This window comes from Dorea sp. AM10-31, from assembly GCF_003435815.1.
Lineage (GTDB): Bacteria > Bacillota > Clostridia > Lachnospirales > Lachnospiraceae > Dorea_D > Dorea_D hominis.
This window is the reverse complement of sequence record NZ_QTUV01000001.1, coordinates 237082-261034: the sequence shown is the minus strand read 5'-3', so window position 1 is coordinate 261034 and position 23953 is coordinate 237082. Positions and strand designations below refer to the sequence as shown.

The 23953-nt window shown below is 39.6% G+C and carries 20 protein-coding genes, 1 tRNA gene and 1 pseudogene; 19 read left to right on the top strand and 3 right to left on the bottom strand.

The features are described 5' to 3' along the window. Positions 1-7 precede the first annotated feature (7 nt). The 12 genes and pseudogenes from DW125_RS01205 to DW125_RS01150 all read left to right on the top strand — a co-directional run bounded on the left by DW125_RS01205 (position 8) and on the right by DW125_RS01150 (position 14002). Entirely contained in the window at positions 8-655 is a 648-nt protein-coding gene (locus DW125_RS01205) for a zinc-ribbon domain-containing protein (protein ID WP_158549874.1), read from the top strand. A gap of 218 nt (positions 656-873) precedes the next feature. Beyond that, on the top strand, positions 874-1962 hold the full coding sequence (locus tag DW125_RS14170; protein WP_242992879.1) for a YARHG domain-containing protein: 1089 nt from the start codon (positions 874-876) through the stop codon (positions 1960-1962). A gap of 49 nt (positions 1963-2011) precedes the next feature. Continuing rightward, complete coding sequence (locus DW125_RS01195) at positions 2012-3157, top strand: BspA family leucine-rich repeat surface protein (RefSeq protein ID WP_117536878.1); 1146 nt, start codon at positions 2012-2014, stop codon at positions 3155-3157. A gap of 94 nt (positions 3158-3251) precedes the next feature. Beyond that, complete coding sequence (locus DW125_RS01190; protein ID WP_117536877.1) at positions 3252-3641, top strand: hypothetical protein; 390 nt, start codon at positions 3252-3254, stop codon at positions 3639-3641. 52 nt (positions 3642-3693) lie between these two features. Then, the gene (locus DW125_RS01185) at positions 3694-4752 is read left to right on the top strand and encodes a carboxypeptidase-like regulatory domain-containing protein (RefSeq protein WP_117536876.1); all 1059 of its coding nucleotides are present in this window, start codon (positions 3694-3696) and stop codon (positions 4750-4752) included. Between the two features lie 22 nt (positions 4753-4774). Next, complete coding sequence (locus DW125_RS01180) at positions 4775-5173, top strand: leucine-rich repeat domain-containing protein (RefSeq protein WP_117536875.1); 399 nt, start codon at positions 4775-4777, stop codon at positions 5171-5173. A gap of 61 nt (positions 5174-5234) precedes the next feature. Next, the gene (locus DW125_RS01175) at positions 5235-6368 is read left to right on the top strand and encodes a hypothetical protein (RefSeq protein WP_147323689.1); all 1134 of its coding nucleotides are present in this window, start codon (positions 5235-5237) and stop codon (positions 6366-6368) included. A gap of 912 nt (positions 6369-7280) precedes the next feature. Further along, positions 7281-8885, top strand: a complete 1605-nt coding sequence (locus DW125_RS01170) for an Ig-like domain-containing protein (protein WP_158549873.1) — start codon at positions 7281-7283, stop codon at positions 8883-8885. A gap of 212 nt (positions 8886-9097) precedes the next feature. Beyond that, positions 9098-9631 (top strand): helix-turn-helix domain-containing protein, encoded by a 534-nt coding sequence (locus DW125_RS01165; protein ID WP_021860344.1) that lies wholly within the window; start codon positions 9098-9100, stop codon positions 9629-9631. Between the two features lie 63 nt (positions 9632-9694). Next, positions 9695-10774, top strand: a pseudogene (locus tag DW125_RS14370) (ABC transporter ATP-binding protein); the annotation flags it as partial. Positions 10775-11272: 498 nt separating this feature from the next. Then, entirely contained in the window at positions 11273-12109 is an 837-nt protein-coding gene (locus DW125_RS01155; RefSeq protein WP_117536871.1) for an ABC transporter permease, read from the top strand. A gap of 3 nt (positions 12110-12112) precedes the next feature. Continuing rightward, positions 12113-14002 carry an extracellular solute-binding protein gene (locus DW125_RS01150; RefSeq protein WP_117536870.1) on the top strand — a complete coding sequence of 630 codons (1890 nt, stop codon included), beginning with the start codon at positions 12113-12115 and terminating at the stop codon, positions 14000-14002. A gap of 294 nt (positions 14003-14296) precedes the next feature. Here DW125_RS01150 and hydF read toward each other — a convergent pair whose 3' ends face one another. From hydF to hydE, 3 genes are all read right to left on the bottom strand, one after another. After that, entirely contained in the window at positions 14297-15577 is a 1281-nt protein-coding gene (hydF, locus tag DW125_RS01145) for a [FeFe] hydrogenase H-cluster maturation GTPase HydF (RefSeq protein WP_117536869.1), read from the bottom strand. A 103-nt stretch (positions 15578-15680) separates the two neighbouring features. Further along, complete coding sequence (gene hydG / locus DW125_RS01140; protein ID WP_117536868.1) at positions 15681-17102, bottom strand: [FeFe] hydrogenase H-cluster radical SAM maturase HydG; 1422 nt, start codon at positions 17100-17102, stop codon at positions 15681-15683. A 26-nt stretch (positions 17103-17128) separates the two neighbouring features. After that, positions 17129-18178: a [FeFe] hydrogenase H-cluster radical SAM maturase HydE gene (gene hydE, locus DW125_RS01135; protein WP_117536867.1), complete on the bottom strand. Its 1050-nt coding sequence runs from the start codon at positions 18176-18178 to the stop codon at positions 17129-17131. Positions 18179-18432: 254 nt separating this feature from the next. Between hydE and DW125_RS01130 the strand changes: the two genes are divergently transcribed. The 7 genes from DW125_RS01130 to glpK all read left to right on the top strand — a co-directional run bounded on the left by DW125_RS01130 (position 18433) and on the right by glpK (position 23944). Beyond that, on the top strand, positions 18433-19290 hold the full coding sequence (locus DW125_RS01130; protein ID WP_117536866.1) for a DUF5685 family protein: 858 nt from the start codon (positions 18433-18435) through the stop codon (positions 19288-19290). Between the two features lie 11 nt (positions 19291-19301). Then, on the top strand, positions 19302-19967 hold the full coding sequence (locus DW125_RS01125) for a J domain-containing protein (protein ID WP_117536865.1): 666 nt from the start codon (positions 19302-19304) through the stop codon (positions 19965-19967). Next, positions 19958-20485 (top strand): hypothetical protein, encoded by a 528-nt coding sequence (locus tag DW125_RS01120; RefSeq protein ID WP_117536864.1) that lies wholly within the window; start codon positions 19958-19960, stop codon positions 20483-20485. Before DW125_RS01125 ends, DW125_RS01120 begins: the two co-directional genes overlap by 10 nt. Before the next feature lie 65 nt (positions 20486-20550). Beyond that, entirely contained in the window at positions 20551-21117 is a 567-nt protein-coding gene (locus DW125_RS01115; RefSeq protein ID WP_117536863.1) for a DNA-deoxyinosine glycosylase, read from the top strand. Continuing rightward, complete coding sequence (locus DW125_RS01110; RefSeq protein ID WP_021860354.1) at positions 21068-21883, top strand: protein-ADP-ribose hydrolase; 816 nt, start codon at positions 21068-21070, stop codon at positions 21881-21883. Before DW125_RS01115 ends, DW125_RS01110 begins: the two co-directional genes overlap by 50 nt. 187 nt (positions 21884-22070) lie before the next feature. Next, positions 22071-22144 (top strand) — tRNA-Arg (locus DW125_RS01105). Positions 22145-22435: 291 nt separating this feature from the next. Further along, complete coding sequence (gene glpK, locus DW125_RS01100; RefSeq protein ID WP_117536862.1) at positions 22436-23944, top strand: glycerol kinase GlpK; 1509 nt, start codon at positions 22436-22438, stop codon at positions 23942-23944. Positions 23945-23953: the final 9 nt, after the last annotated feature.

Genomic DNA, 23953 nt, shown 5'->3' with positions numbered 1-23953 from the left:
AGATAAAATGGCAAGATTTTGCGCAAAATGTGGGAAACAATTAGGGGAGCAGGCAGCATTCTGCCCGGCATGCGGAGCAAAGGTCTCAAGACCAGAGAATCAGCAAATGCAGATGAATCCACAGGCACCTGTAAAAGTACATAAAAATAAAACCTCAAAGAATTTACTGGCAATAGCAATGGTAATCGTTGTATTGATAGTAGGAGTTTTTGGAATTAAATCACTGATATCCCCGGGATATATGCGTCCCATAAAATTGGTGGAAAAAGGATTTAATGATCGTGATGCGAAGGCGATATATGAAAGTCTATCACCAGAAACAAAGAAAATTTATGAGATGTCCGGCTGTAAAAATATAGTGGAGAATTTGCAAAGTGCTATTGAAGAATATGGAGATGGAAAGGATATCAATGTTAATAATATTAAAACGGACATTATAATTGGAAATAAAGAAAAGATTGATAAAGAAGAATTGTCACAGACACTTGTAGATCAATATATGGTATCGCAGGAAGAAGCAGAAAAAGCATCTGCGGCTTATATTGTAGATGGAAATATAGTTTTTAAAAGTGGTAATTCGGTAGTAAAAGAAATATCTACACAATTTGTAGTCGCAAAAATTAATATGAAATGGTATTTAGTTTATTTACAATAAATGAATTAAAAATTAAAACCGATAGGGTAGTTCAATCGTCATATAAGTATCACAAGAAAGTATAGGAGGTGCTTATATGACATGGGACGAATGGGTGCGTAAGGTCTTAAAAGATATTTTGGAAGAACAGTTTTCTTCCGGAGATATTATGCAAAAGTTGTGGAGGCGAATAAGAGAAAAAATGTTATAAGCAATACAAAGCAAGGAGATGAAAATTCATGAGAATTATGAAAAAAATTATTCTCTATCTTATCAGCGGAATATTATTATTTGGCGTTGGATATGTTGGCTATGGAATTACCACACAGTATATTATGCCAAAAACTGAAAAAACGAGTGAAAAAGAGGTGGCAAAAACAAAAGAAGACAAAAAAGAAAAGAAAACATCTAAAATAAAAGAGAAAGGAGAAGGAGAAGAAGAACAACAACAATCAGATGAATGGAAGGAGGCCTATGTTGAATGGATCAATAATCAAAAGGAAGGGGCCACTTTTAAATTATGCTATGTGAATGAAGATACTATTCCGGAAATTATTTGCCTGGAGGGATGTAATGCAGATGGTACAACATTTGCCACCTATGCAAATGGACAAGTTCAGGAAGAAAATGTGTGGGGTGCCGGAGTGTCTTACATAGAAGGGGAAAATGTACTGGATGATGGTAGCGGAAATATGGGGAACTACTATGATCATATTTACTCGATTCAAAATGGGAAATGGGTTCAGATTGCAAAAGGCGAATATGGAATTGGCGATAATACGGAATTGGATGCGACGGATGAATCAGATTATAGTTATACCTGGAATGGTAAGAAAATGTCCAAAGAGAATTATGAAAAGAATCTCAAAAAAATTTATGATAAAAAATCTGCAACGAATTTAGATGATAGTTATAAGTGTGTTTCAGCAGAAGAACTTATAAATGAGCTTATTGGATCTGATGAAGAGACAACATTTGATTCTGCAAAAGACAAATCAATGGAACAGATGCAAGATCAAAGTAATAGAAAATATAGTGATATTACGGAAGATTATATATTTTCAGATAGTGATAAGCGGAAACTGAAAATGTCGGAGCTAAAAGAAATGTCTAAAGATGAACTACGAATTGCGAGAAACGAAATTATGGCTCGACATGGAAGAATATTCAACGATGATGCTTTACGGAACTATTTTGAAAATAAGTCTTGGTATGACGGAACAATAGCTCCAGATGAATTCGATAAAATGAAAGAAATTCTTAATTCAACTGAAAGAGCAAATGCAAAATTAATTGAAAAGTATGAGAAAAAGATGGGGTATAGATAAAATATAACAGGGTTACCTTGTTAATATTTTAGTAGAAAGGAAATGCTTTATGGAGAAAGAAAAAAGTATTAAAAATGTTTTATTAAGAAAAATAATTTTAACGATGACTGTAGCAGTTTTGTTGGTAGCCGGTATTAATATGAAACCTTTGTATGTTAATGCTGCTTCTAAACCAGTAAGCAAAGTATATTGCTGCTTATACAAGAGTGGGAAATTAGTAATTTCCCAGAAGAAAATCAAACCACAAAAAGGAAAGAAAGTACTGGAGAATAAAAAGCTTGCAAGACCAAGCCTGCTGAAGAATCATAATAAAATTAAAATTGTATATTTCAGGGGAAAAGTAAGACCAAAGAGTTGTGAACAGTGGTTTATGGAGTGCAAAAATATAACAAAAATTTCAAATATAAAAAATTTGGATACCAGTCAGTGTACAAATACGGTAAGCATGTTTTGGGGATGCCGTAAACTAAAAAGTCTGGATGTAAGCAGATTTAATACTGCTAAAATAACGGATATGAGTGCTATGTTTTACAGATGTAAATCATTGAAAAAATTAGATGTAAGCAAATTTAAAACTTCAAAAGTGAAGTTCATGTATGCAATGTTTGGAGACTGTATATCATTAGAAAAATTGAATCTCAAGAATTTTAAGACAGGCGCGGTAATAGAAACGGCATATATGTTTGAAAATTGTTATAAGCTGAAAAGCTTAGACATCAGTAAGTTTAATACAAAAAATGTTGAATACATGGATGCTATGTTCCATAATTGTAAATCACTTACAAACTTGAAGATTAAGGGATTTAAAACATCAAAAGCTATTAGTATGTATGCGATGTTTGATGGATGTAAATCATTGAAAAAACTTGACCTTTCTAGCTTTAATACAACAAAAACTACGGAAATGGGAAGAATGTTCCACAACTGTGTATCTCTTCAAAAATTAAATCTAAGTAAATTTAATACATCAAAAACAAAAGCAATGTACGAAATGTTTGCAGGATGTAAATCTATTACTGAGTTAGATCTTAGCAATTTTAATATCAGAAATAGTTGTAATTTATCATCTATGTTTACTAAGTTTTCATCAAATGGAGTTGTGCGAATCAATCAGAAAGCGAAAAAAGCAATTGAAAATAACGGGGGTTCTGACAGTTCATATGTAAAACATTGGGAAATTGTTGATGAAAAATAAAAAAATTAAATTTTTTAAAACCGATTGCATTGTTCATTCGTCATATAAATAGAAACAAAAAATTACTATTTAGTAGAAAGAAGAGGTAAGACGAATGAACAATGTAATTTACAAGTATTTAGGAGAATTTGACAGAAAGAGATATTTACTGAGAGTTGTTGTAGGAATTTGCTTTGGTATTGTAGGCATAATCTATCAGATATCTTCGCAAATTAATGCCGATCCGGTGGAGACTTTTTTGAAATTTGCTTTTATAGCAGAATGTTTTATATATGGAATTTATTTCATTTTGAAAATAAGTAAAGTTTTACGAGGCGGAATTATTGGTTTTGATATGATAGGGCTGTTAGTAATAATAGTTGCAATTATGCTTGGTTGTATTATCGGCGGTATTATCGGTGGAATATTATTTGCTATTGATACATTAAGGCTTGTTATGAATCTTAGTAATAACGGACAGGAAACTAAGAAACAAAATTCGTAACAGATGAATAGAATATTTTGATGTGCATAAGGAAAGTTAGGAGGAAGTAGCGATGAAGAAAAAAGGAAAGTTATTAAGAAGTTTGGCAGTATTACTGCTTGTAATGGTATGTGCAGCGTTGAATCCGAAAATTGCGAAAGCAGCGGCTGAAAATTATACACCAGAGAAGGCAAAGATAGTTAAGGTAGACGGCGAAAAATTATATGAAAAAGGGAAAAATGAAAAGCATGATACCAGATATTATAAGTTTACAGTTCCAAAAGACATAGGAAATAAGTGGATTAATATATATGTAATTAATAGATATGATAGAACGATTTATCCGACATTGTACAATGATAAAATGCAAAAATTGGATGATAATGATGGTTGGGGAGCTGAAAGAGACGGCTCAGTAGTATTTCATAATGCAATAGATGCATCAGCTCATTCATCCGATATGGTAAAATTAAAAGCGGGGAGTACATATTATCTTGATGTGTTGAGCTGGGATGAAAAAGATTTTGAACTTTGTATTAAAACAGTAGCTGATGACAACTGGGGAAGTATTGAAAAAGCACCAGAAATTAAATGTAATACATGGAAAAAAGGTGTAATAGAATATGATGATGATGTTGATAGATATTTTGTAAAACTTCCGAAAGATAAAAAAGAGCACGCATTTATAGTAAGTTCGGACAGAGATATTACGGCAGCGTTTGAAGATGTAAATGGAGTCTATAAAGATGACATTGATATTGATGCAAATGAAACTAATAATGAGTATAGAGAAATCGGTAGAGGACAAAGAGTTTATATTAAAATTGATGGTAGTGAGTATGCAAATTATAAAATCAAAGTAACCTCTCCAACACCAAAGAAAACTATTTCAATCCTAAAAGTATCTAAGTGCAAAAAAGGCATGAAAGTGGTCAAAGGAAAGACAATCAGTAAAGCAAATGTTAAAGTCACAGTTAATGGTAAAGCATACAAGACAGTAAAATCAAATGCAAAGGGTAATTTTGCTGTAAAGACTAAGAAGTTAAAAGCAGGACAAAAAATCAAAGTCACAGTATCCAAGTCCGGATATAAGACAAGGACAAGTGGAACAATTAAAGTAAAAAAGAAATAAGAACATTTACATAAATACATATATGATTAATGTGATAAGTATAGGTGATGCAGCATTTACAGAATGCAGTAGTTTAACATCTATCGAAATTCCAAGTGGTGTAAAAGATATAAAAGAGTATACATTTTCTGGTTGTAGTAAACTGAAAGATGTGAAAATACCTGACAGTGTAAAAACAATTGGAGAATATGCGTTTGGAGAATGTACAGATTTACTGAGCATAATCATGCCAGATAGTATAACAGATGTAGAAAAATCAGCATTCTGGAAATGTGAAAGTTTGAGCAACGTAAAGCTTTCTGCTAAATTAAAAAGTATAAAAAGTAGCGTATTCAGTGAGTGTATTGCATTATCTAACATAGAAATACCTGAAAGTGTGACCAGTATTGAAGAAGGAGCATTTAATGGGTGTGATAAGTAAAAGTAACGGTGAAATAGTAATTAAAAAGGAAAACGTTGATAAAGAAAAGAGGTACAACTTTATGAAAAAAAGATTCTTAGCCTTAACTCTGGCAGCCCTACTGGCAGTTGAGACGGGCGTGATGGGGAATGCCATTAATGTAAATGCAGGAAGTATGGACGATAAAGGAAACATTTCCCAGGATTCTGGCGAAGGAGTAGTTAAAGAAAAAGAATTGACAGTATCTGATTTCCAACTGGAACTGCCATATGGAATGAATAAAAATCATGTCGGCAAAGGTATAAATTTTGATGTTGTGATGCGCATAAAAAACCATTCTGACAAGGATATATGGGGAGAAAACATACGGATAGAATGGCAGTATACAGATGTCAATAATGAGAAAACAATTTTTGCATCAAATACAATGAAAGAAGAATTTGAAGACGGTGACTATCTTTTTAAAGCAGGTCAGGAGGTAGAAGTTCATTTTCCTGTAAAATTAAAATCAGATATGAAAAATGGCAGCCTGAAATTCTACCGTATTCAATGTGATGCCGAGTATGACAGTGAAGATAGTTGGAGAAATTGGTTTGTATTGCGCAATGGACAGATTCAGTTTTATGATAATGGATATCGCGAAGGCGCAGTAGATTATAATGGCGAGCTGGATTTCAACGTTGATGATACAAAAACAATGGAATTTAAACCAAGTTTTCGTAGTGTGACCATACAGATGCCATATTCGAAAGACTGTAAACCGGATGTAATAATTGCTTACAATTCAAGTAAAAATGCACCGGTTCTTTCAAAATCAGAATATACAGTTACATATAATAAACCAATTACCGGCGTAGGTGATTACAAAATTATAATAAAATTTAAGAATGGCTATAAAGGAACTCTGACGCAGAATCTTCGGGTTATCCCAATGTATCCAGATGTTATTTCCGTAAAAGCTGGCAAAAAGAAGATGGACTTAAAATGGAGATATTATAATAAGGAAGCAGATGGATGTCAGATTCAGTATAGCCAGGACAAGAATTTAAAAAAGAATGTAAAAACAATTAAAACCAAAAAAATTACTTCAAAGAAGATTACCAAATTAAAAGCGAAGAAAAAATATTATGTAAGAATGCGTACCTACAAGAAAGTGAAAGGAAAAACATATGTTTCAAGCTGGACAAAAGTAAAAGCAGTTAAGATTAAGAAATAATTATACAAGAGCCGTTCATATCATTTTGACAGGGAAGATATGAACGGCTCTTACGAAAAAAGAGGAACAAAAAGAGAAAAAAGAAGAGAAACACAATATTCAGAAATATACTGGTACTTTGCCTGAGCATAACACTCGTATTAGTTATGCCACAGTCACAGGTGGCGCAAGCTGCGGGAAGTAAGCCAACCAGTATGACATTAAACGTATTTCAGAAAACAATAGATATGAACAGTACTTACCAGATCAAAGTGAAAACGGTAAAGCTAAAAAAGAGAAGAGACTATTTGCAGAGTTGAGCATGGAGAGTGAACGGATAATATATTTAATCTGCAGGTAGTTGATAACAAGAGCCAACTATAGTGAAAGAGGTAACAGTTTATGCAAAGTATTAATGATAAAATCCTAAAGAATGGGAAAAACATCCTAAGTATATTGTTAGCGGTCCTGTTAATGAATCAGGGAATTGTGGCAGAAGCCGCACCGGGAGCGCAGACGGCGATATCAAATGTGAAGAGTTCAAGTGTGGAGACAACTCAAGACACAGAGGCTCAAGAATCCAATTTACAGAAGCCGTCTGACACAGAGATTACCAATTGTATGTCGGTTACAGAAGGCAGGCTGACTATATCGTGGAAAAATGTAGGCAGTGACGGCTATGAACTGGCTCTTTCCAAGAATAAAGATTTTCCGGAAGAGGAGCAGCTTATTTACACATATGGAGCTGAAAGATCAAAAGCTGCACTAAAAGATCTGGATTATGATGCCATGTATTATTTCCGGGTACGTACCTTTAATGATGCTGGTGAGGAAAAGATATATTCTCAGTGGTCAGAAGTAAGCTCCTATATAGTAAATGGACATGCATACGTTTGGTATCGGCAGAAAGTGCCAACCTGCACAGAAGAAGGCATGGAATACGAAAAGTGCAAAAGGTGTTGGGAAGAAACCGGACAGACAAGAATAATCCCGGCATTAGGGCATAAATACCATTGGGTGAATGATGGGGAAAATTTATCTTATATTTGCGAAAGATGTAATGAAGTAAAGGAAACAAAGCCGGTAATTGTAATGCCACAATCTTTCAGTTTAAATACAGGAAAACAAACGCTGGGTGTAAGAGGCACCTATAAGATTTATCCCAAAACAGTAGTACCGAAAAATGCAGACAAATCTGTTATTTATCAATCAAAAAATAATAAAATTGCAACGGTTAGCAGTAGTGGTATCATAACCGGAAAGAAAACAGGCAAAACAAAGATTGTAGTAACAGCAACGCGAAATAAAAGACTGAAAAAAATTGTCACGATCGAAGTGAAAAATTTGAAACCGACAAAACTTACACTGAATACTAGAAGTGTAAAAGTAAAGTATGGCGATAAATATCAGCTTATCGTAAAAGTAAATCCACGGACGATGCGGTGCCCGGTGATATTTTCTTCGGATAATAAAAAAGTTGCAACCATAGATAAACACGGCGTGATAAGAGGAAAGAAAGCCGGAACAGCGACGATCATCGCCCGTACAAAATACAAAAACAAAAAAGGTAAATATTTGTATCAAAAATGCAAGGTAAAGGTTTCGCATAATTATAAGCTGATAAAATCAGTAAAACCAACTTGTGAAAAAGATGGTTATAAAAAATATAAATGCGGCTGCTGCAACAAAACATCCACAACGAAATACAAAAAGTTAGGACACAAGTGGAAAACGCTTGAAGAAACAAAGCCGACTTGTGAAAACACCGGGCAAAAGAAAGAAGAGTGCGTTAATTGTCATAAAGTTAGAACGACTTATTTAAAAGCAACAGGTCACGATTATGCTACGATCATCGAACAGAAAAAGCCGACTTGTCAGGAAAAGGGCTATACAGTATACGAATGTAAAAATTGTGACAAAGTCAAAAAAGTAGAAGTTCCGGTTGTAGATCATAAGTATTCTATTACGGTAGAAAAGAAAGAAGCTACGGAAGAGGAAGACGGTTATCTTATCACACAATGCCAATATTGCGGGAAAACAAAAAGACAAACACTCACAGTAGACAGGACTTACACCATAGACCTCGGTGAAGGAAAGACAACAACTGTTGTTGGACATTATGAAAGAGAAATGGAAGAAGAAATGTTTAATGCGGTAAATCAATATAGAAAAGAAAATGGGAAAAGAGAATTAGAAATTGGTAGTGATAAGTTAAAAGCTGCAGCAGATATTCGTGGATATGAAATAAGTTATTACTTTGATCACTATAGACCAAATGGTGAAAGAGCTTTAATTTCATTTAAACATACAACAAGATGTGCTGGTGAGAATATTGCAAGAGGTCAAATATCTGTAGAAAAGGCAATGCGTGATTTTAAAACTTCAACAAAACATAATTTTTTAATGTTATCTGAAAATCCACAAGTTTTATCAATTAGTATTTTTGCGAAATATGAAGGAACTGTAAATGGTAAAAGACAATATTCATTACATTATGTTCAATTTTATGGATGGCGATTAGCTGCTTCACAACAATAATCAATCATACACATTTCGTGAAATTATTTCACGAAATGTGTATTTCTTTTTTGAAAAAATATCCCAAAAAAACTAGAACCAGGCTTCAAAAAATCTGTGAATCTCTTGAAATATTCCCGTAACCGTGTATAATAAACTTTGTTCGGTAATTTTGAACATAAAGTATAGTAATAGAAAACTTCAGGACGAAAAAATATCTCGGAGGTGATAGGATGGATATCGGAAAGAAATTGAAAGAACTGCGTTTGCAAAATGACTTGACGCTGAATGATCTGGCATCCAGAAGCGAGCTGTCAAAAGGCTTTCTGTCCCAGGTGGAGAGGAATCTGACAACGCCGAGTATCGCAACGCTGGAAGATATTCTGGAAGCGCTTGGAAGTAATCTGTCAGACTTTTTCCATGAGGAAGAAGAGCATCAGATTGTATTCGGACAGCAGGATTTTTTCGTGGATGAACAGGAAGGTTTTCAGATTGAGTGGATTGTGCCTAATGCACAAAAGAACCAGATGGAGCCTATTATTTTAACATTGGCGCCACATCAGAAAAGCCGGGAAGTGTCGGCGTTTCAGGGAGAAGAATTTGGCTATGTATTAAAAGGCAGCATAACAATTGTGCGTGGCAAGAAGAAATATAAAGTAAAGGCGAAGGAAACGTTTTATATGGATGGTTCCAGAAGCCATTATTTATATAATCATGGGAGCGGGGAAGCAAAAGTATTGTGGATCACCAACCCGCCGATGTTTTAAACAGACGAGAACGATAAAAGGCTGAGATATTATAGCTGACAGATTATAGAAGGGAGACGTGAGATGGAAGAGAATAAGATCATTGAATTCCGCAACATTGTCAAAAGTTTTGACAGCCAGGTTGTGTTAAAAGGAATCAATCTTGACATTTATGAAAATGAATTTGTAACACTGCTCGGGCCAAGTGGCTGCGGTAAGACAACACTTCTTCGGATTCTGGGAGGATTCCTGGAAGCAGACGAAGGAAGTGTGATTTTTGATGGCGAGGAGATCAGTAATAAGCCGCCGTATGAGCGAGAACTGAACACGGTGTTTCAGAAATACGCACTCTTTCCACATCTGAGTGTTTATGAAAATATTGCATTTGGGCTTAAGATAAAAAAAGTCGGAAAAGACATCATTGACCAGAAAGTCATGAAGATGTTAAAGCTTATCGGACTGGAAGGATTTGAAAACAAGAATACAACACTGCTCTCAGGAGGCCAGCAGCAGCGTGTTGCAATTGCAAGAGCGCTTGTCAATGAGCCGAAAGTGCTGCTTCTTGATGAGCCGCTTGCTGCGCTTGACCTGAAACTCAGAAAAGAGATGCAGTATGAGTTGAAACGGATCCAGCAGGAGGTCGGTATCACCTTTATTTTCGTAACACATGATCAGGAAGAGGCACTTACGATGTCGGATAAGATTGTTGTTATGAAAAATGGTGAGATCCAGCAGATCGGTTCGCCGCAGGATATTTACAATGAACCGGCTAACCGTTTCGTAGCGAACTTTATCGGTGAAAGCAACATTTTATCAGGAACGATGCTTGATGATTATAAAGTCATGTTTGATGATATTGTATTTGACTGCGTGGATTATGGATTTAAGAAGAATGAAAAAGTAGACGTTGTCATCCGTCCGGAAGATATTGATATTGTAGATGTAAAAGACGGCAAGATGACCGGAGAAGTTTTGAGTGTGCTGTTCAAAGGTGTTCATTATGAAATCATGGTGGAGACAGTTCCGGGAACCAGCGTTACGGTAAATATGCGTGTCATCCGCAACCACGAAGTGACAAGTGAAGACGGAAAAGAAAAAATCAGTGCAAACAACTTCTATGTTGATGTTGACGATGTGGAAGAAATGGATGATAAAGAGATTATCGCGTTCTCCAATGCGCAGGCATGGGAAGTAGAGACAGATGATTATATATCCATTGCAAAAGTAGAATACGAACTGGAGAAAGAAGAAGGACAGTATCCGGTTACATTTACAACCGCAGATGGAACAAGCATCGAGAGAACGATCTTTGTAGTCAACCAGCCGTTCGTTAAGAATGAAAAGGCAAATGAAGCGGTTATGGCGTTCAACTTCTTCAAAACAGTAGATGAGATTAATGATTCACAGGCATTGGATACAGATCTGAAAACATGGGCAAATGCACAGGGCTGGAAGTTAAGTGATGAAGATCAGAGTGTGGACATCAGTGTAGATTATGACTTTGAACCGGAAGAAGTGACAGAAGGTGTATATCAGATCACATTTTCAACAACCGGTCGCGAATTTAAGATCCATACAACTGATTATTCGGAGGAAGGACAGGAGGTCGGCCTGACATTCTTCCCGGAAGATATTCATGTCATGTCAAAGGTGGTGTACTAGATGAAACGTTTTCAGCAGCTTGCATGGCCGTATATCGTGTGGGCAGTGATGATGCTTGTTCTTCCGATGGCACTGATCGCACTGTATTCTGTAATGAATCAAGGCAACAGCATCATTTCTTTCTCGTTCACACTGGAACATTATGCCAAATTTTTTACCGATCCGGATTTCTTATTAATCCTCTGGCGTTCCATACTGATTGCGGTGAAGACAACCGTTTTATGTCTGCTTCTCGGCTATCCGATCGCATATTATATAGCAAGAAGCACAGAAAAAGTACAGAATGTATTGATTTTATGCATTACACTGCCGATGTGGATCAACATGCTTGTGCGAACATACGCATGGATCGGACTTCTGAGCAACGGTGGTATTTTTCAGAAAATACTTGGATTTTTCGGACTTGGAAATGTAGAGCTTCTCTATACAGAGGGCGCCGTACTGCTCGGTATGGTATATAACTTCCTTCCGTTTATGATCCTGCAGATCCAGACGTCCTTAAGCAAGATGGATTATTCGCTGATCGAAGCGAGTGCGGATCTCGGAGCCAGTCCCGCACAGACTTTCCGCAGAATTACTTTGCCACTTTCCATGCCGGGAGTAATTAATGGAATTACGCTTGTATTCCTTCCGGCAGTCAGCTCGTTCTTTATTCCGAAGCTGCTTGGAGGCGGTCAGTATTTCCTCATCGGAAATATGATCGAAAACCAGTTTATCACAGTCGGAGAGTGGAATTTCGGAAGTGCGGTGTCTATGATCATGGCGATTATTATGATGCTTCTGATGATGGCTGTACGGAAAGTGGAGCAGCATAATCAGGGCGGAAAGGGGGTATAAAAGATGAGACAAAAGAAACGACGGATCGGGAAGATCTTGATGGTACTTTCAGTCATCTTTTTCTACCTTCCGATATTATATATGATTATTTTTTCATTTAACGATGGAAAATCACTGACAAGCTTTACCGGATTTTCACTGCGCTGGTACCGGCATATGCTGGATTCCAGCGATATGATGGAGGCGCTCTCTACAACATTCAGTGTGGCGGTGCTGGCTACAATTATTTCCACAATTGTAGGAACAATTTCTGCAATTGGAATAAGTAAGTCAAAAAAAGTTGTGCGTGATCTGATGGATCAGGTCAATAATCTGCCGCTTATGAACCCGGAAATTGTAACAGCGATTGGATTTATGCTGTTATTTATCACATTCCGTGTGGGAAAAGGCTATGTGACGATGCTGCTTGCGCACATTGCATTCTGTATCCCATATGTCATGCTTTCCGTGATGCCGAAGATCCGCTCACTGGATCCGAACCTGGCAGATGCGGCAATGGACCTTGGTGCAACACCGTGGCAGGCTCTGACGAAAGTTATTGTGCCACAGATCACACCGGGAATCGTGTCCGGAGCGCTGATTGCATTTACCATGTCCGTAGATGATTTTATCATTTCTTATTTCGTAACCGGACGAGGTGTAAAGAACTTAAGTATTATGGTGTATACAATGAGCAAACGAGTGAATCCGAGCATTAACGCGATTTCTACGCTTGTTGTTGTGATTATTACGATTGTACTTCTGGTGATCAATATCATGCCAATGCTGGCAAGCAAAAGAAAGAAGACAGATGTAGTCAGAAGAAGGAGAATGTGGATACCGGTCACAGCCGTCTGTGCGGCGCTGGTTGCGGTCATATGTGTTGCGCAGTTCGGCGGAGCACAGAACAAACGTCCGTTTGAAGGACAGACACTCAGGATTTATAACTGGGGAGAATATGTCGGTGAACATATCATTCAGGACTTTGAAAAAGAAACCGGTGCGAAAGTTATGCTGGAGAACTTTGATTCCAATGAACAGATGTACATCAAAGTCGCAAATAAAGAAGCGTATGATATTCTCGTTCCGAGTGATTATATGATTGAGCGTCTGATTTCCGAAGGATATTTACAAAAACTGGATAAATCAAAGCTGACCTGTATGGATAAGCTGAATAAAGCGGTCAAAGGACTGCCGTATGATCCGAAAAATGAATATTCGGTTCCGTATTTCTGGGGAACTGTCGGGATTGTCTATGACAAGACAAAGGTATCCGAAGAAGATTTGAAAAAAGAAGGATATAATATTTTCCTGGATCAGAAATACAAAGGAGATATTTACCTGTATGATTCAGAGAGAGATTCTTTCATGATGGCATTAAAGTCACTTGGATATTCGATGAATACCAGTGATCAGGGAGAGATTGATAAGGCTTACCAGTGGCTTCTGAAATGCGTGGGAACGATGAAGCCGGAGATCGTGACGGATGAGATCATCGATAATATGGCACAGGCGAGAAAAGCGCTGGGGCTTATCTATTCCGGAGATGCAACTTATGTCATGGCGGAAAATCCGAAAATGGGATACTATCTTCCAGACAGCGGAACAAATCAGTGGTCCGATGCGATGGTTATTCCGAAAAATGCCAAAAACGTTGACCTTGCGTATGCATTTATCAATTATGCAAGTGATTACGACGGCGCATATGATAACTCCAGCTATGTTGGCTATACATCTGCCAACAAAAAGGTTATGGAGGATTTATACGGCAAAGGTGGCGAGTTCGAAGGAATCGACGCATATATTCCGAGAACGGATAATAAAAAAGATGAAGTATTTGAATATAATGAAAAGACGAAGAAGATCATCAGCAATCTGTGGAGCAAAGTGAAGATTGCAGCAAGTAATAAGTAGATAGGTTTTTTGCACATCCAATATATGTAAGTATTGGCAATGGGAAAGATTGCTGCAGGTAATAAGTGAATAGAGATTCTCGGATTAAGGAATGGACTGAGAAAAGGAATAAGAGCCTGACTTCAAAGTGATAATCCATAAAATAATGGAAATAGCTTAAGAAAGTTCAGGCTCTTGTAGTATGCATTATTAATATAACCTATATAACCGTTGGTAGTATGCTGAGGAATTTGAAAATTACGTATTAATATAGTTCATACGGTTTCGAAAATATTATTTTTTATATCATGTGAACTACATATTTTCAGAAAATATCGCCGTACTCCGCTTCAGAATTCCTTTCATATATGCAATTGCAGTTCCGTAGTTTGTGATCGGTACACCGGCATCTTCTGCACATTTCAGACGGTATTTCATTTCACGCTCATTCAGTGTGCATCCACCACAGTGGATAATTAATTGATACTTATCCACATCCGGTGGAAATTCTGTTCCGCTCTTGAAATCAAATTCCACATTTTCCCCCGTGTATTCACGAATCCAGTTCGGAAGCTTTACCGTTCCGATATCTTCACACTGACGGTGGTGTGTACAGCCCTCACAGATGAGGATACGGTCACCGGCTGAAAGTTTATCAAGTGCACTGGCACCGCGTACAACCGTATCCAGATTTCCTTTATATCTTGCAAATAAGATTGAAAAAGAAGTAAGCGGTATATCGGCAGGTGTCAGCTTGGAGACTTTTGCAAATGCCTGGCTGTCAGTGATGACAAGCGAAGGCTTTGTCCCGAGTTTTTTTAGGGTTTCTTCCAGTTCGGAATCCCTTGTGACAATCGCCGTAGCACCACAGTCTAAAATATCCCGGATTGTCTGTTGCTGTGGGAGAATCAGCCTGCCTTTTGGCGCGGCCTTATCGATCGGAACGACAAGCACAATAAAATCTCCGGGGTGGATCAGATCTGCTACGATCCGGCGGTCATTGTCATCGGACGGGGCAAGGGAAGCAATCTTCTCTTTTAACTCATAAATGTGATCCATATCAGAGGCACTGACAAAAAAAATCAGATCTTCCTGGATACCGTATTTTTCAGCAGTTTGTCTTCGAAGTGCTGTTATGGAAGTATTTGGTGCGGAAGTGACTCTGTAACCGTCTGTATTTTGGATTTGCGTATCACTGGTAAGCAGATCCGTCTTATTAAACACAAGCAGAAATGGAATCTCTTTCGCCTGGATTCGTTTTAAGATAGCCTCATCTTCCGGTGTCATACCAAGAGTGGCATCCATAACAAGAACAGCAATATCTGTTTTATTCAATATCTGATAAGCCTTCTGCACACGGAGCGCTCCAAGTTCGCCCTCGTCATCAAGCCCCGGTGTGTCAATCATGACAACCGGACCAAGCGGAAGAAGCTCCATCGCCTTTAAAACCGGATCAGTGGTCGTTCCCTTTACATCTGATACAATCGCCAGATCCTGCCCGGTCATGGCATTGATCACACTGGATTTCCCGGCATTCCTGCGTCCGAATATCCCGATGTGTACACGCTCTGCGGAAGGTGTATTGTTCATACTCATAAAGAAATCCTCCTTCTGTGGATAAATTGTGTGGAAGAGTTGTGGATAAACAAAAGGTAAAAAAAGGGGACGGGGATTTTCTAGAAAAGCCCCGTCCCCTTTTTTAGAATCTAAAATCGCGGCGGTTATCTTCGCGGATAAGTTTTAAATTCTCCAGTACCGTCTTGCGTACCTGCTCATTCGGAACATTCAGCACTTCCTTATCGATCAGCTTGTCACCGATCGCTTTCGTTGCCGGCGAAGCGTAGTCCATTAAGTACTCTTCCAGTGTCATAAGTGCATTCGGGTGGCAGCAGTTCTGGATCTGTCCACTCTTACACAGAGACATGAAGCGGTCACCGGTTCTTCCGGCGCGGTAACAGGCAGTGCAGAAACTTGGGATATAATCCATCTGCATCAGCCACTGTACGACTTCGTCCAGCGTACGGTTGTCAACGACATCAAACTGCTCGGATTTTGCATCTTCCGGTTCCGGTTCACAATATCCACCAACGCTGGTCTTGGAACCACCACTGATCTGGGAAATACCAAGGTGAAGAACACGTTCACGGGTGTTCATTCCTTCACGTGTGGAAATGATCATGCCTGTGTATGGAACCGAGATACGGATACATGCAACAATTTTTGCAAATGTATCATCATCGATTCCATTTGTAAATGAGCTGGAATCAATATCATCTGCATCACGCAGTCGCGGCACGCTGATCGTGTGCGGACCAACGCCGAATGCAGCTTCCAGATGTTCTGCATGCATCAGAAGTCCGGCAAATTCATAGCGGTATTTATCCAGTCCGAAGAGCACACCGATACCAACATCATCTACACCGCCTTCCATGGCACGATCCATAGCTTCTGTATGATAGTTGTAATCGTGTTTCGGTCCTGTCGGATGTAACTGCAGATAACTTTCTTTGTGATAAGTCTCCTGGAAAAGAATGTAAGTGCCGATTCCGGCTTCTTTTAACAGACGGTAGTTATCGACTGTCGTTGCGGCAATATTAATATTGACACGGCGGATTGCACCGTTTTTATGCTTGATATCGTAAATCGTTTTGATGGATTCCAGATAATAATCCATTGTATTGTGCACAGGATCTTCACCCGCTTCCAGTGCCAAACGTTTGTGCCCCATATCCTGCAGTGCGATAACCTCTCTGCGAATTTCTTCCTGTGTTAACTGCTTTCTGGCAATGTGCTTGTTTTTCATATGGTACGGACAGTAAGTACAGCCGTTGATACAGTAGTTGGATAAATATAGCGGTGCAAAAAGTACAATACGGTTTCCGTAAAAATCTTTTTTGATCTGTTCGGCGAGCCGGAAGATTTTCTCATTCAGCTCGTCATCCTGACAGGCTAACAGAACAGAAGCTTCTTTGTGAGATAAGCCCTTTCTTAAAGAAGCTTTTTTGATCAATGATTCAATCAGTTCTTTATTGTTTTTGTTTTCATCTGCATAAGCAAGTGTTTCTAAGATTTCCTCGTGGTTGATAAAATCATCCGCGCATTTTGAATTTACATCATACATGATATGTTCCTCCATAAAATAAGTTGTTAAATGTTCAACGAGTCACCTCTCGAAGTGACAATATTGTAACCGATAGATTGCATGCGACGTTCCAGACAGAAACGACATTCCGCGGCTTCATCTCCGGTACAGATTTTGTTATCGTACAGTGAATAATCCTTGCGGACACTCACCGGCGACAGATTTGGCATTACGACATTGGCGCCTGCCTGGATCCCCAGTTCCCGTCCCTTCGGATGGATCGTGCCAAGCGCTGTTGTGGCAGGAAGCAACACTTTCGGGAGCATCAGTCTCAAAAGTCCCAGCATAAAAAGTGTCAGTTCTAGCGTTCCGGCTTTTTCATCGGCAAATGGCGTATCGTGGTGTGGAATAAATGGTCCGATGCCGATCATATGTGGATTCAGCTTCTTAATAAATAGAAGATCCTCAGCCAGATGTTCCGCTGTCTGATACGGTGAACCGACCATAAAACCGGTTCCCACCTGATAACCAATGTCTTTTAAATCCCACAGACATTGCTGACGGTTCGCGGCACTTAGCGAAGCAGGATGCAGCTTCGCATAATGAGCGGCATTTGCAGTCTCGTGACGGAGCAGGTAGCGGTCAGCACCTGCGTCATAATAAGCCTGATAGCTTTCACGGGATTTTTCACCGATGGAAAGCGTCAGTGCGCAGTCAGGGTATAATTCCTTGATTCGTGAAATGATGTGTACGAGCTTCTCATCTGTGTAAAATCCATCCTCACCGCCCTGCAGGACAAAGGTGCGGAAACCAAGCTCATAACCGGTCCCGCAGCAGGAGAGAATGTCCTCCTCGCTTAAACGGTACCGTTTTGCGTTAGAATTACTCTTTCGTATACCGCAGTAAAGGCAGTCGTTTTTGCAATAATTGGTAAATTCGATCAGTCCCCGGACGTATACGTCGTGCTCGTAATAGAGATGCCGTTCTTCGCGGGCAAGTGCAAAGAGATATTCGGCAAGTTCGGCATTTCGCCCCTCAATCAGTTCTACCCATTCCTCTTTCGTAAGCGCCTGTTCTTTTTTCAGTTTGTCGATCAGCATTTTCAAATGTTTCATAATTTTACACTAAAAAACCTGACGCACATGGCGTCAGGTAGAGTTAGCTTAAAAAGGGGTTACAAGACTCCTTTCTTTAAACGGCATTGAAAATGCACTTACGTTCTGAACGCCTTTTTGCGCAGGGTTACTCCTTTGCAATTAGTACGAATGTATTGTGATTATACCATGAACATAAAACTTTCACAATAAAAATATAGTCACTTTCCACAAAATCTGTTATAATACCAGTCAACATAAACAGGAGAAAAGAAATGTTTGGATATGTAACGGCTTACGAACCAGAGCTGAAAGTAAAAGAATTTCATAAATATAAAGGGTATTACTGCGGACTCTGTCAGCAATTGAAGAGAAATTATGGGCATCTCGGACAGCTTACGCTGACCTACGATATGACATTTTTGATCATTATACTGACTTCTTTGTATGAGAAAGAGCCGGATGTAACCAGAGGCAGATGCAAGGTTCATCCATTTAAAAAACAATTATTTTTAAATAATGAATTTACTGAATATGCAGCAGATATGAATCTGATCCTGGCATATTATCACCTGGTTGATGACTGGGAGGATGAGCACAAAGCTTCTGCGTTGATCGGAAGCAAGGCATTAAAACGTCGTGTGCAAAAGGCAATTCAAAAATATCCAAGGCAGTGCCGGGTGATCAGAGAAGAACTGCAGAACTTAAGCATTTATGAGAAGAACGGATCGACAATGATTGATGAGCCGGCCGGATGTTTTGGCAGGCTTATGGCAGAAATCTTTATCTATAGAGAAGATCACTGGGCAGAAAAATTAAGATGCATGGGATTTTACCTTGGTAAATATATTTATATTATGGATGCTTATGACGATCTGGATAATGATTTGAAAGAAGGCAGCTATAATCCACTGAAAAATATCTGCAGGGAGCCGGATTATGAAGAACGCTGCCGGAATATGCTTTGCATGATGCTCGGTGAAGCAAGTGCGGCATTTGAACAGCTCCCGCTGCTTGTAGACATAGACATTTTACGGAATATATTATATGATGGAGTGTGGAAGCGTTACAGAAAGCTTCAGGAGCAAAAAGAAAAGAAGACAACAGAAGAGCAACAAGACAGGAAAGAATAAGAGGTTAGAAAATGAACAAAAATCCATATGACGTACTTGGTGTATCACCGGAAGCCACGGATGACGAAATAAAAAAAGCATACAGAGAACTTTCAAGAAAGTACCATCCAGATGCGAATGTAGACAATCCGCTCAAGGATCTTGCAGAAGAGAAATTCAAAGAAGTGCAGGAAGCGTATGACACGATTGTAAAAGAACGTGAAAATGGTGGTGGTTATCATTACGGATATGGGAATGCCGGAAGTTATACTACAGGAAGCGGTAGCTATGGAAATAGTGGCTATGGCGGTGCGGGCAGTACGACTAATGTAGAGCGTCAGGCAGTTTATAATTTTATCAATAATCGTCGTTATCAGGAGGCACTGAACCTGCTGAACCGTATGGAAGATCGAAATGCAGAATGGTATTATTTGAGTGCGGCAGCGAATGCGGGTATGGGAAACAATGTCCTTGCGCAGGAGCATGCAGCAAAAGCAGTAAATATGGAACCAAATAATTTACAGTATCGTCAGCTTATGAACCAGTTAAGCTATGCCGGCAGACAGTATCAGTCAAATCCGTACGGTGGCGGTTATGGCTCTGCGGGGACTTGCAGTACCGGAAATTTTTGCTGTGATCTCTGGCTTGCGGATACTATGTGTGAATGTATGGGAGGCGATCTTTGCACATGCATGTAAGAACGCGGAAACTGGCGTTTGCAGGCCTGATGCTTGCAGTGACCATTGTGTGCCTGTATCTGGGCAATATCATAGAAAGCAATACGCTGTTCCTTCTTGCCGGGGCATCGTATTTTGTTGGAATTGTATATCGGGAGGCAGGAGCGAAGATGAGTTTGGCATTTTATGTGGGCGCACTCATTCTTGGCTTTTTGGTGACACCGAATAAATTTTACATCCTTACTTACGCGGCAATGGGATTGTACATTTTATTTAACGAGTGGGCATATTTCAAAATCCGCAAAAAAGAAAATATACGCAGACAGTCAGTGGCTTTCTGGATTGTCAAGTATCTGGTATTTAATGTTATGTATCTTCCGGGGATCTGGTTTTTTCAGAAATTATTATTTGCAAGAACGCTTCCGGTATGGATGTTTGCGGGTGTTGTGGCAGCAGGACAGATTGCGTTTTTCCTGTATGACAGAGCTTATGAATATGTACAGGGCAGCTTGTGGAATAAGATAAGAAATCGGTGGTAATAAAGCCGGGCTTTAGCAGAAAAAAGATAAGACCCCGTGGTAAATGTACGAAAGGGGAAGCAATCATGGCAGCAAAAAAAGAAACGGAATACATTACACATGCGTTTGAACCGGTATTTGACAGCCATTCAAAAATATTAATGCTTGGGACGATGCCGTCTCCAAAATCGCGGGAAAATGGATTTTATTACGGACATCCGCGCAATCGATTCTGGAAAGTCATTGCGGATGTATGTAAAGAGCCGATGCCGGAGACGATTGAAGAGAAGAAAGCACTTGCGTTGAAGCACGGAATTGCCATATGGGATGTGCTGGCAGGATGCGAGATCCATGGCGCGGATGATGCCTCTATAAAAAATCCGACACCAAACGATATGCACCGGATACTGGATTATGCACCAATCGAACAGATTTATGCAACCGGAACAAAGGCAGCGCAGTTATACAGACGCTATTGTGAAGCGCAGACAGGAATGGAAATCATACAGCTTCCGTCCACCAGCCCGGCAAACTGCAGGACGAGCTATGAACAGCTGTATGAAGCATACGCCGGGATACGACTATATTTATGGAGTGATATTCATGACAAAGGAAGAAAAAGTCAGCCGTTTAATTCAATATTTAAAAAATGAAAACAGAAGCTACGATACCCTTGCAGAACCGGTAGATTCTGCGGGAAAACGCAGACTCTTAAGAAGTCTGATGAATGTCCGTTTCCCGGGACCGGCTTTAAATGGTTATATGGAATTACAGGATGAACTGCTTACAGAAGAAGCACAGGAAAAAGGCCTTGTAAAGGTCGAAGAACTGCCGACGGCGGCAGAAGAATTCGGAATCGGGCAGGTGCGTAATGCAGATCGGATGAGCCTGTGGCGCGGTGATATTACGAGACTTCAGGCAGATGCAATCGTTAATGCAGCAAACAGTCAGCTTCTCGGATGTTTTGTTCCATGTCATGGTTGCATAGATAATGCGATCCATTCGGCAGCAGGAATACAGCTCCGTAATGCCTGTGCAGAGCTGATGGAAGAACAGGGACACGAAGAGCCGACCGGCAAAGCAAAGATCACACCGGGCTACAATCTCCCGGCTGCGCATGTCATCCATACAGTCGGACCAATCGTCGGACTCAAGGTAACAGAAAAACAGAAAGAAGAATTAAAATCCTGCTATGTAAGCTGTCTGAAACTGGCAGAAAAAGAAGGACTGAAAAATATTGTATTTTGCTGTATATCAACCGGAGAATTCCATTTTCCGAATAAACTGGCAGCAGAGATCGCAGTCGATACAGCAGACCGTTTCCTGACCGGTTCGAAGCTGGAGCGTGTTGTTTTTAATGTATTCAAAGAAGAAGATTACAATATTTACAAAAAACTGTTCAAGAAGGCATTATTATAGCATATAAAAGCTGTCTTTAAAGGGCTTATAATAGTTTATAAAAGGCCAGAATGAGAAGTTTTGAAAAAATCAAAAAGAAAATTTGAAAAAAATTTAAAAAAACATCAAAAAAGTATTGACATATGAAAGCATATGCAATATAATAAATTTTGCTGTGAGACAGTAACACAGTTACAAAACAGCAAATGTGGGCGTAGCTCAGCTGGATAGAGCGTTTGGCTACGGACCAAAAGGTCGGGGGTTCGAATCCTCTCGCCCACGTTTAAAAGCACTTCAGATAGAAGTGCTTTTTTTTATATTTCATCAGAAACATCACAGGTGGATTCTTCGCCGGTATTTCCTAAGAGTAATAAATGAACAGATACAATGGAAACGCACATTGATAATTGTATAAAGGCTTTGTGCTATGGTATAATATCACCATAGCATATATTTAAAGTACATACATCTAAGATACAAAGTCTTTATGGAATTAGAACTGGTATTGTAGTTGTATTAATATTGGAGAATTCTGTTAACAGCAGGAGCGGAAAATAACGAGAGGCAGAGAAGATGAGTAACGGAAAGAAATATGTCATGGCACTGGATGCGGGGACAACAAGTAACCGGTGCATTTTATTTAATGAAAAGGGCGAGATCAAGAGTCTTGCACAGAAGGAATTTACACAGTATTTTCCCAAACCGGGCTGGGTGGAGCACGATGCGAACGAGATATGGTCCACACAGCTTGGAGTTGCGGTAGAGGCAATGAGCAAGATCGGTGCCGAAGCGGAAGATATTGCAGCAATTGGAATTACGAATCAGAGAGAGACGGTTGTCGTATGGGACCGGACAACCGGAGAACCGATCTGTCCGGCAATCGTATGGCAGTGCCGAAGAACTGCTGAATATTGTGACGGATTGAAAGAACAGGGGCTGACAGATAAGATCAGAGAGAAGACAGGACTGATCATTGATGCCTATTTTTCCGGAACGAAGATTCGCTGGATCTTAGAAAATGTAGAAGGAGCAAGAGAAAAAGCGGAGAATGGGGAATTGCTGTTCGGTACGATCGAGACATGGCTGATCTGGAAACTGACAAAAGGAAAAGTCCATGTAACCGATTATTCCAACGCATCCCGGACGATGTTATTTAACATCAATACATTGTCGTGGGATGAGGAAATATTACAAATACTTGATATCCCGGCATCTATGCTTCCGGAAGTGAAGCCTTCAAGCTGTGTTTACGGTTATGCGGATTCACAGTTCCTTGGTGGGAAGATCCCGATCGCAGGAGCGGCAGGTGACCAGCAGTCAGCACTTTTTGGACAGACTTGCTATCAGCCGGGAGAAGCGAAGAATACATATGGAACCGGATGTTTCCTTCTGATGAATACAGGAGAGAAACCCGTATTTTCCCAGAATGGGCTTGTTACGACAATTGCATGGGGACTGGATGGCAAAGTGAATTACGCATTAGAGGGTTCTATTTTTATCGGTGGTGCGGCAATCCAGTGGTTACGCGATGAGATGCGTCTTATCGATGCGTCCGAAGATTCCGAATATATGGCACAGAAAGTTCCGGACACAGGCGGATGTTATGTTGTACCGGCATTTACCGGACTTGGAGCGCCGCACTGGGATCAATATGCAAGAGGAACGATCGTAGGACTGACACGTGGTGTGAACAAATATCATGTGATCCGTGCCACACTGGAATCTATAGCATATCAGGTCAATGACGTATTAAAAGCGATGGAGGCAGATTCTGGTATTCATCTAAGCAAATTAAAAGTAGACGGCGGCGCAAGTGCTAATAATTTCCTTATGCAGGCAGAGGCAGATCTGACAGGAGCACCGGTAGAACGGCCGGAATGTGTGGAGACAACTGCAATGGGAGCAGCATATCTGGCAGGAATTGCGGTCGGATACTGGAAAGACAAAGAAGATGTCCGGAAAAACCGGGCAGTGGATCATACATTTACACCGGCGATTACAGAAGAAGAACGGAAGAAGAGATTAAAAGGCTGGAATAAAGCAGTCCGCTACGCTTTTGACTGGGCGAGAGATGAGGAGTAGAACGAAAAG

What these genes read in the sequence shown, in the direction of transcription:
- DW125_RS01205 (WP_158549874.1), top strand. Translation starts at nt 8, where the DNA reads ATGGCAAGATTTTGCGCAAAATGTGGGAAACAATTAGGGGAGCAGGCA.
- DW125_RS14170 (WP_242992879.1), top strand. Translation starts at nt 874, where the DNA reads ATGAGAATTATGAAAAAAATTATTCTCTATCTTATCAGCGGAATATTA.
- DW125_RS01195 (WP_117536878.1), top strand. Translation starts at nt 2,012, where the DNA reads ATGGAGAAAGAAAAAAGTATTAAAAATGTTTTATTAAGAAAAATAATT.
- DW125_RS01190 (WP_117536877.1), top strand. Translation starts at nt 3,252, where the DNA reads ATGAACAATGTAATTTACAAGTATTTAGGAGAATTTGACAGAAAGAGA.
- DW125_RS01185 (WP_117536876.1), top strand. Translation starts at nt 3,694, where the DNA reads ATGAAGAAAAAAGGAAAGTTATTAAGAAGTTTGGCAGTATTACTGCTT.
- DW125_RS01180 (WP_117536875.1), top strand. Translation starts at nt 4,775, where the DNA reads ATGATTAATGTGATAAGTATAGGTGATGCAGCATTTACAGAATGCAGT.
- DW125_RS01175 (WP_147323689.1), top strand. Translation starts at nt 5,235, where the DNA reads ATGAAAAAAAGATTCTTAGCCTTAACTCTGGCAGCCCTACTGGCAGTT.
- DW125_RS01170 (WP_158549873.1), top strand. Translation starts at nt 7,281, where the DNA reads ATGGAATACGAAAAGTGCAAAAGGTGTTGGGAAGAAACCGGACAGACA.
- DW125_RS01165 (WP_021860344.1), top strand. Translation starts at nt 9,098, where the DNA reads ATGGATATCGGAAAGAAATTGAAAGAACTGCGTTTGCAAAATGACTTG.
- DW125_RS01155 (WP_117536871.1), top strand. Translation starts at nt 11,273, where the DNA reads ATGAAACGTTTTCAGCAGCTTGCATGGCCGTATATCGTGTGGGCAGTG.
- DW125_RS01150 (WP_117536870.1), top strand. Translation starts at nt 12,113, where the DNA reads ATGAGACAAAAGAAACGACGGATCGGGAAGATCTTGATGGTACTTTCA.
- hydF (WP_117536869.1), bottom strand. Translation starts at nt 15,577, where the DNA reads ATGAGTATGAACAATACACCTTCCGCAGAGCGTGTACACATCGGGATA.
- hydG (WP_117536868.1), bottom strand. Translation starts at nt 17,102, where the DNA reads ATGTATGATGTAAATTCAAAATGCGCGGATGATTTTATCAACCACGAG.
- hydE (WP_117536867.1), bottom strand. Translation starts at nt 18,178, where the DNA reads ATGAAACATTTGAAAATGCTGATCGACAAACTGAAAAAAGAACAGGCG.
- DW125_RS01130 (WP_117536866.1), top strand. Translation starts at nt 18,433, where the DNA reads ATGTTTGGATATGTAACGGCTTACGAACCAGAGCTGAAAGTAAAAGAA.
- DW125_RS01125 (WP_117536865.1), top strand. Translation starts at nt 19,302, where the DNA reads ATGAACAAAAATCCATATGACGTACTTGGTGTATCACCGGAAGCCACG.
- DW125_RS01120 (WP_117536864.1), top strand. Translation starts at nt 19,958, where the DNA reads ATGCATGTAAGAACGCGGAAACTGGCGTTTGCAGGCCTGATGCTTGCA.
- DW125_RS01115 (WP_117536863.1), top strand. Translation starts at nt 20,551, where the DNA reads ATGGCAGCAAAAAAAGAAACGGAATACATTACACATGCGTTTGAACCG.
- DW125_RS01110 (WP_021860354.1), top strand. Translation starts at nt 21,068, where the DNA reads ATGACAAAGGAAGAAAAAGTCAGCCGTTTAATTCAATATTTAAAAAAT.
- glpK (WP_117536862.1), top strand. Translation starts at nt 22,436, where the DNA reads ATGAGTAACGGAAAGAAATATGTCATGGCACTGGATGCGGGGACAACA.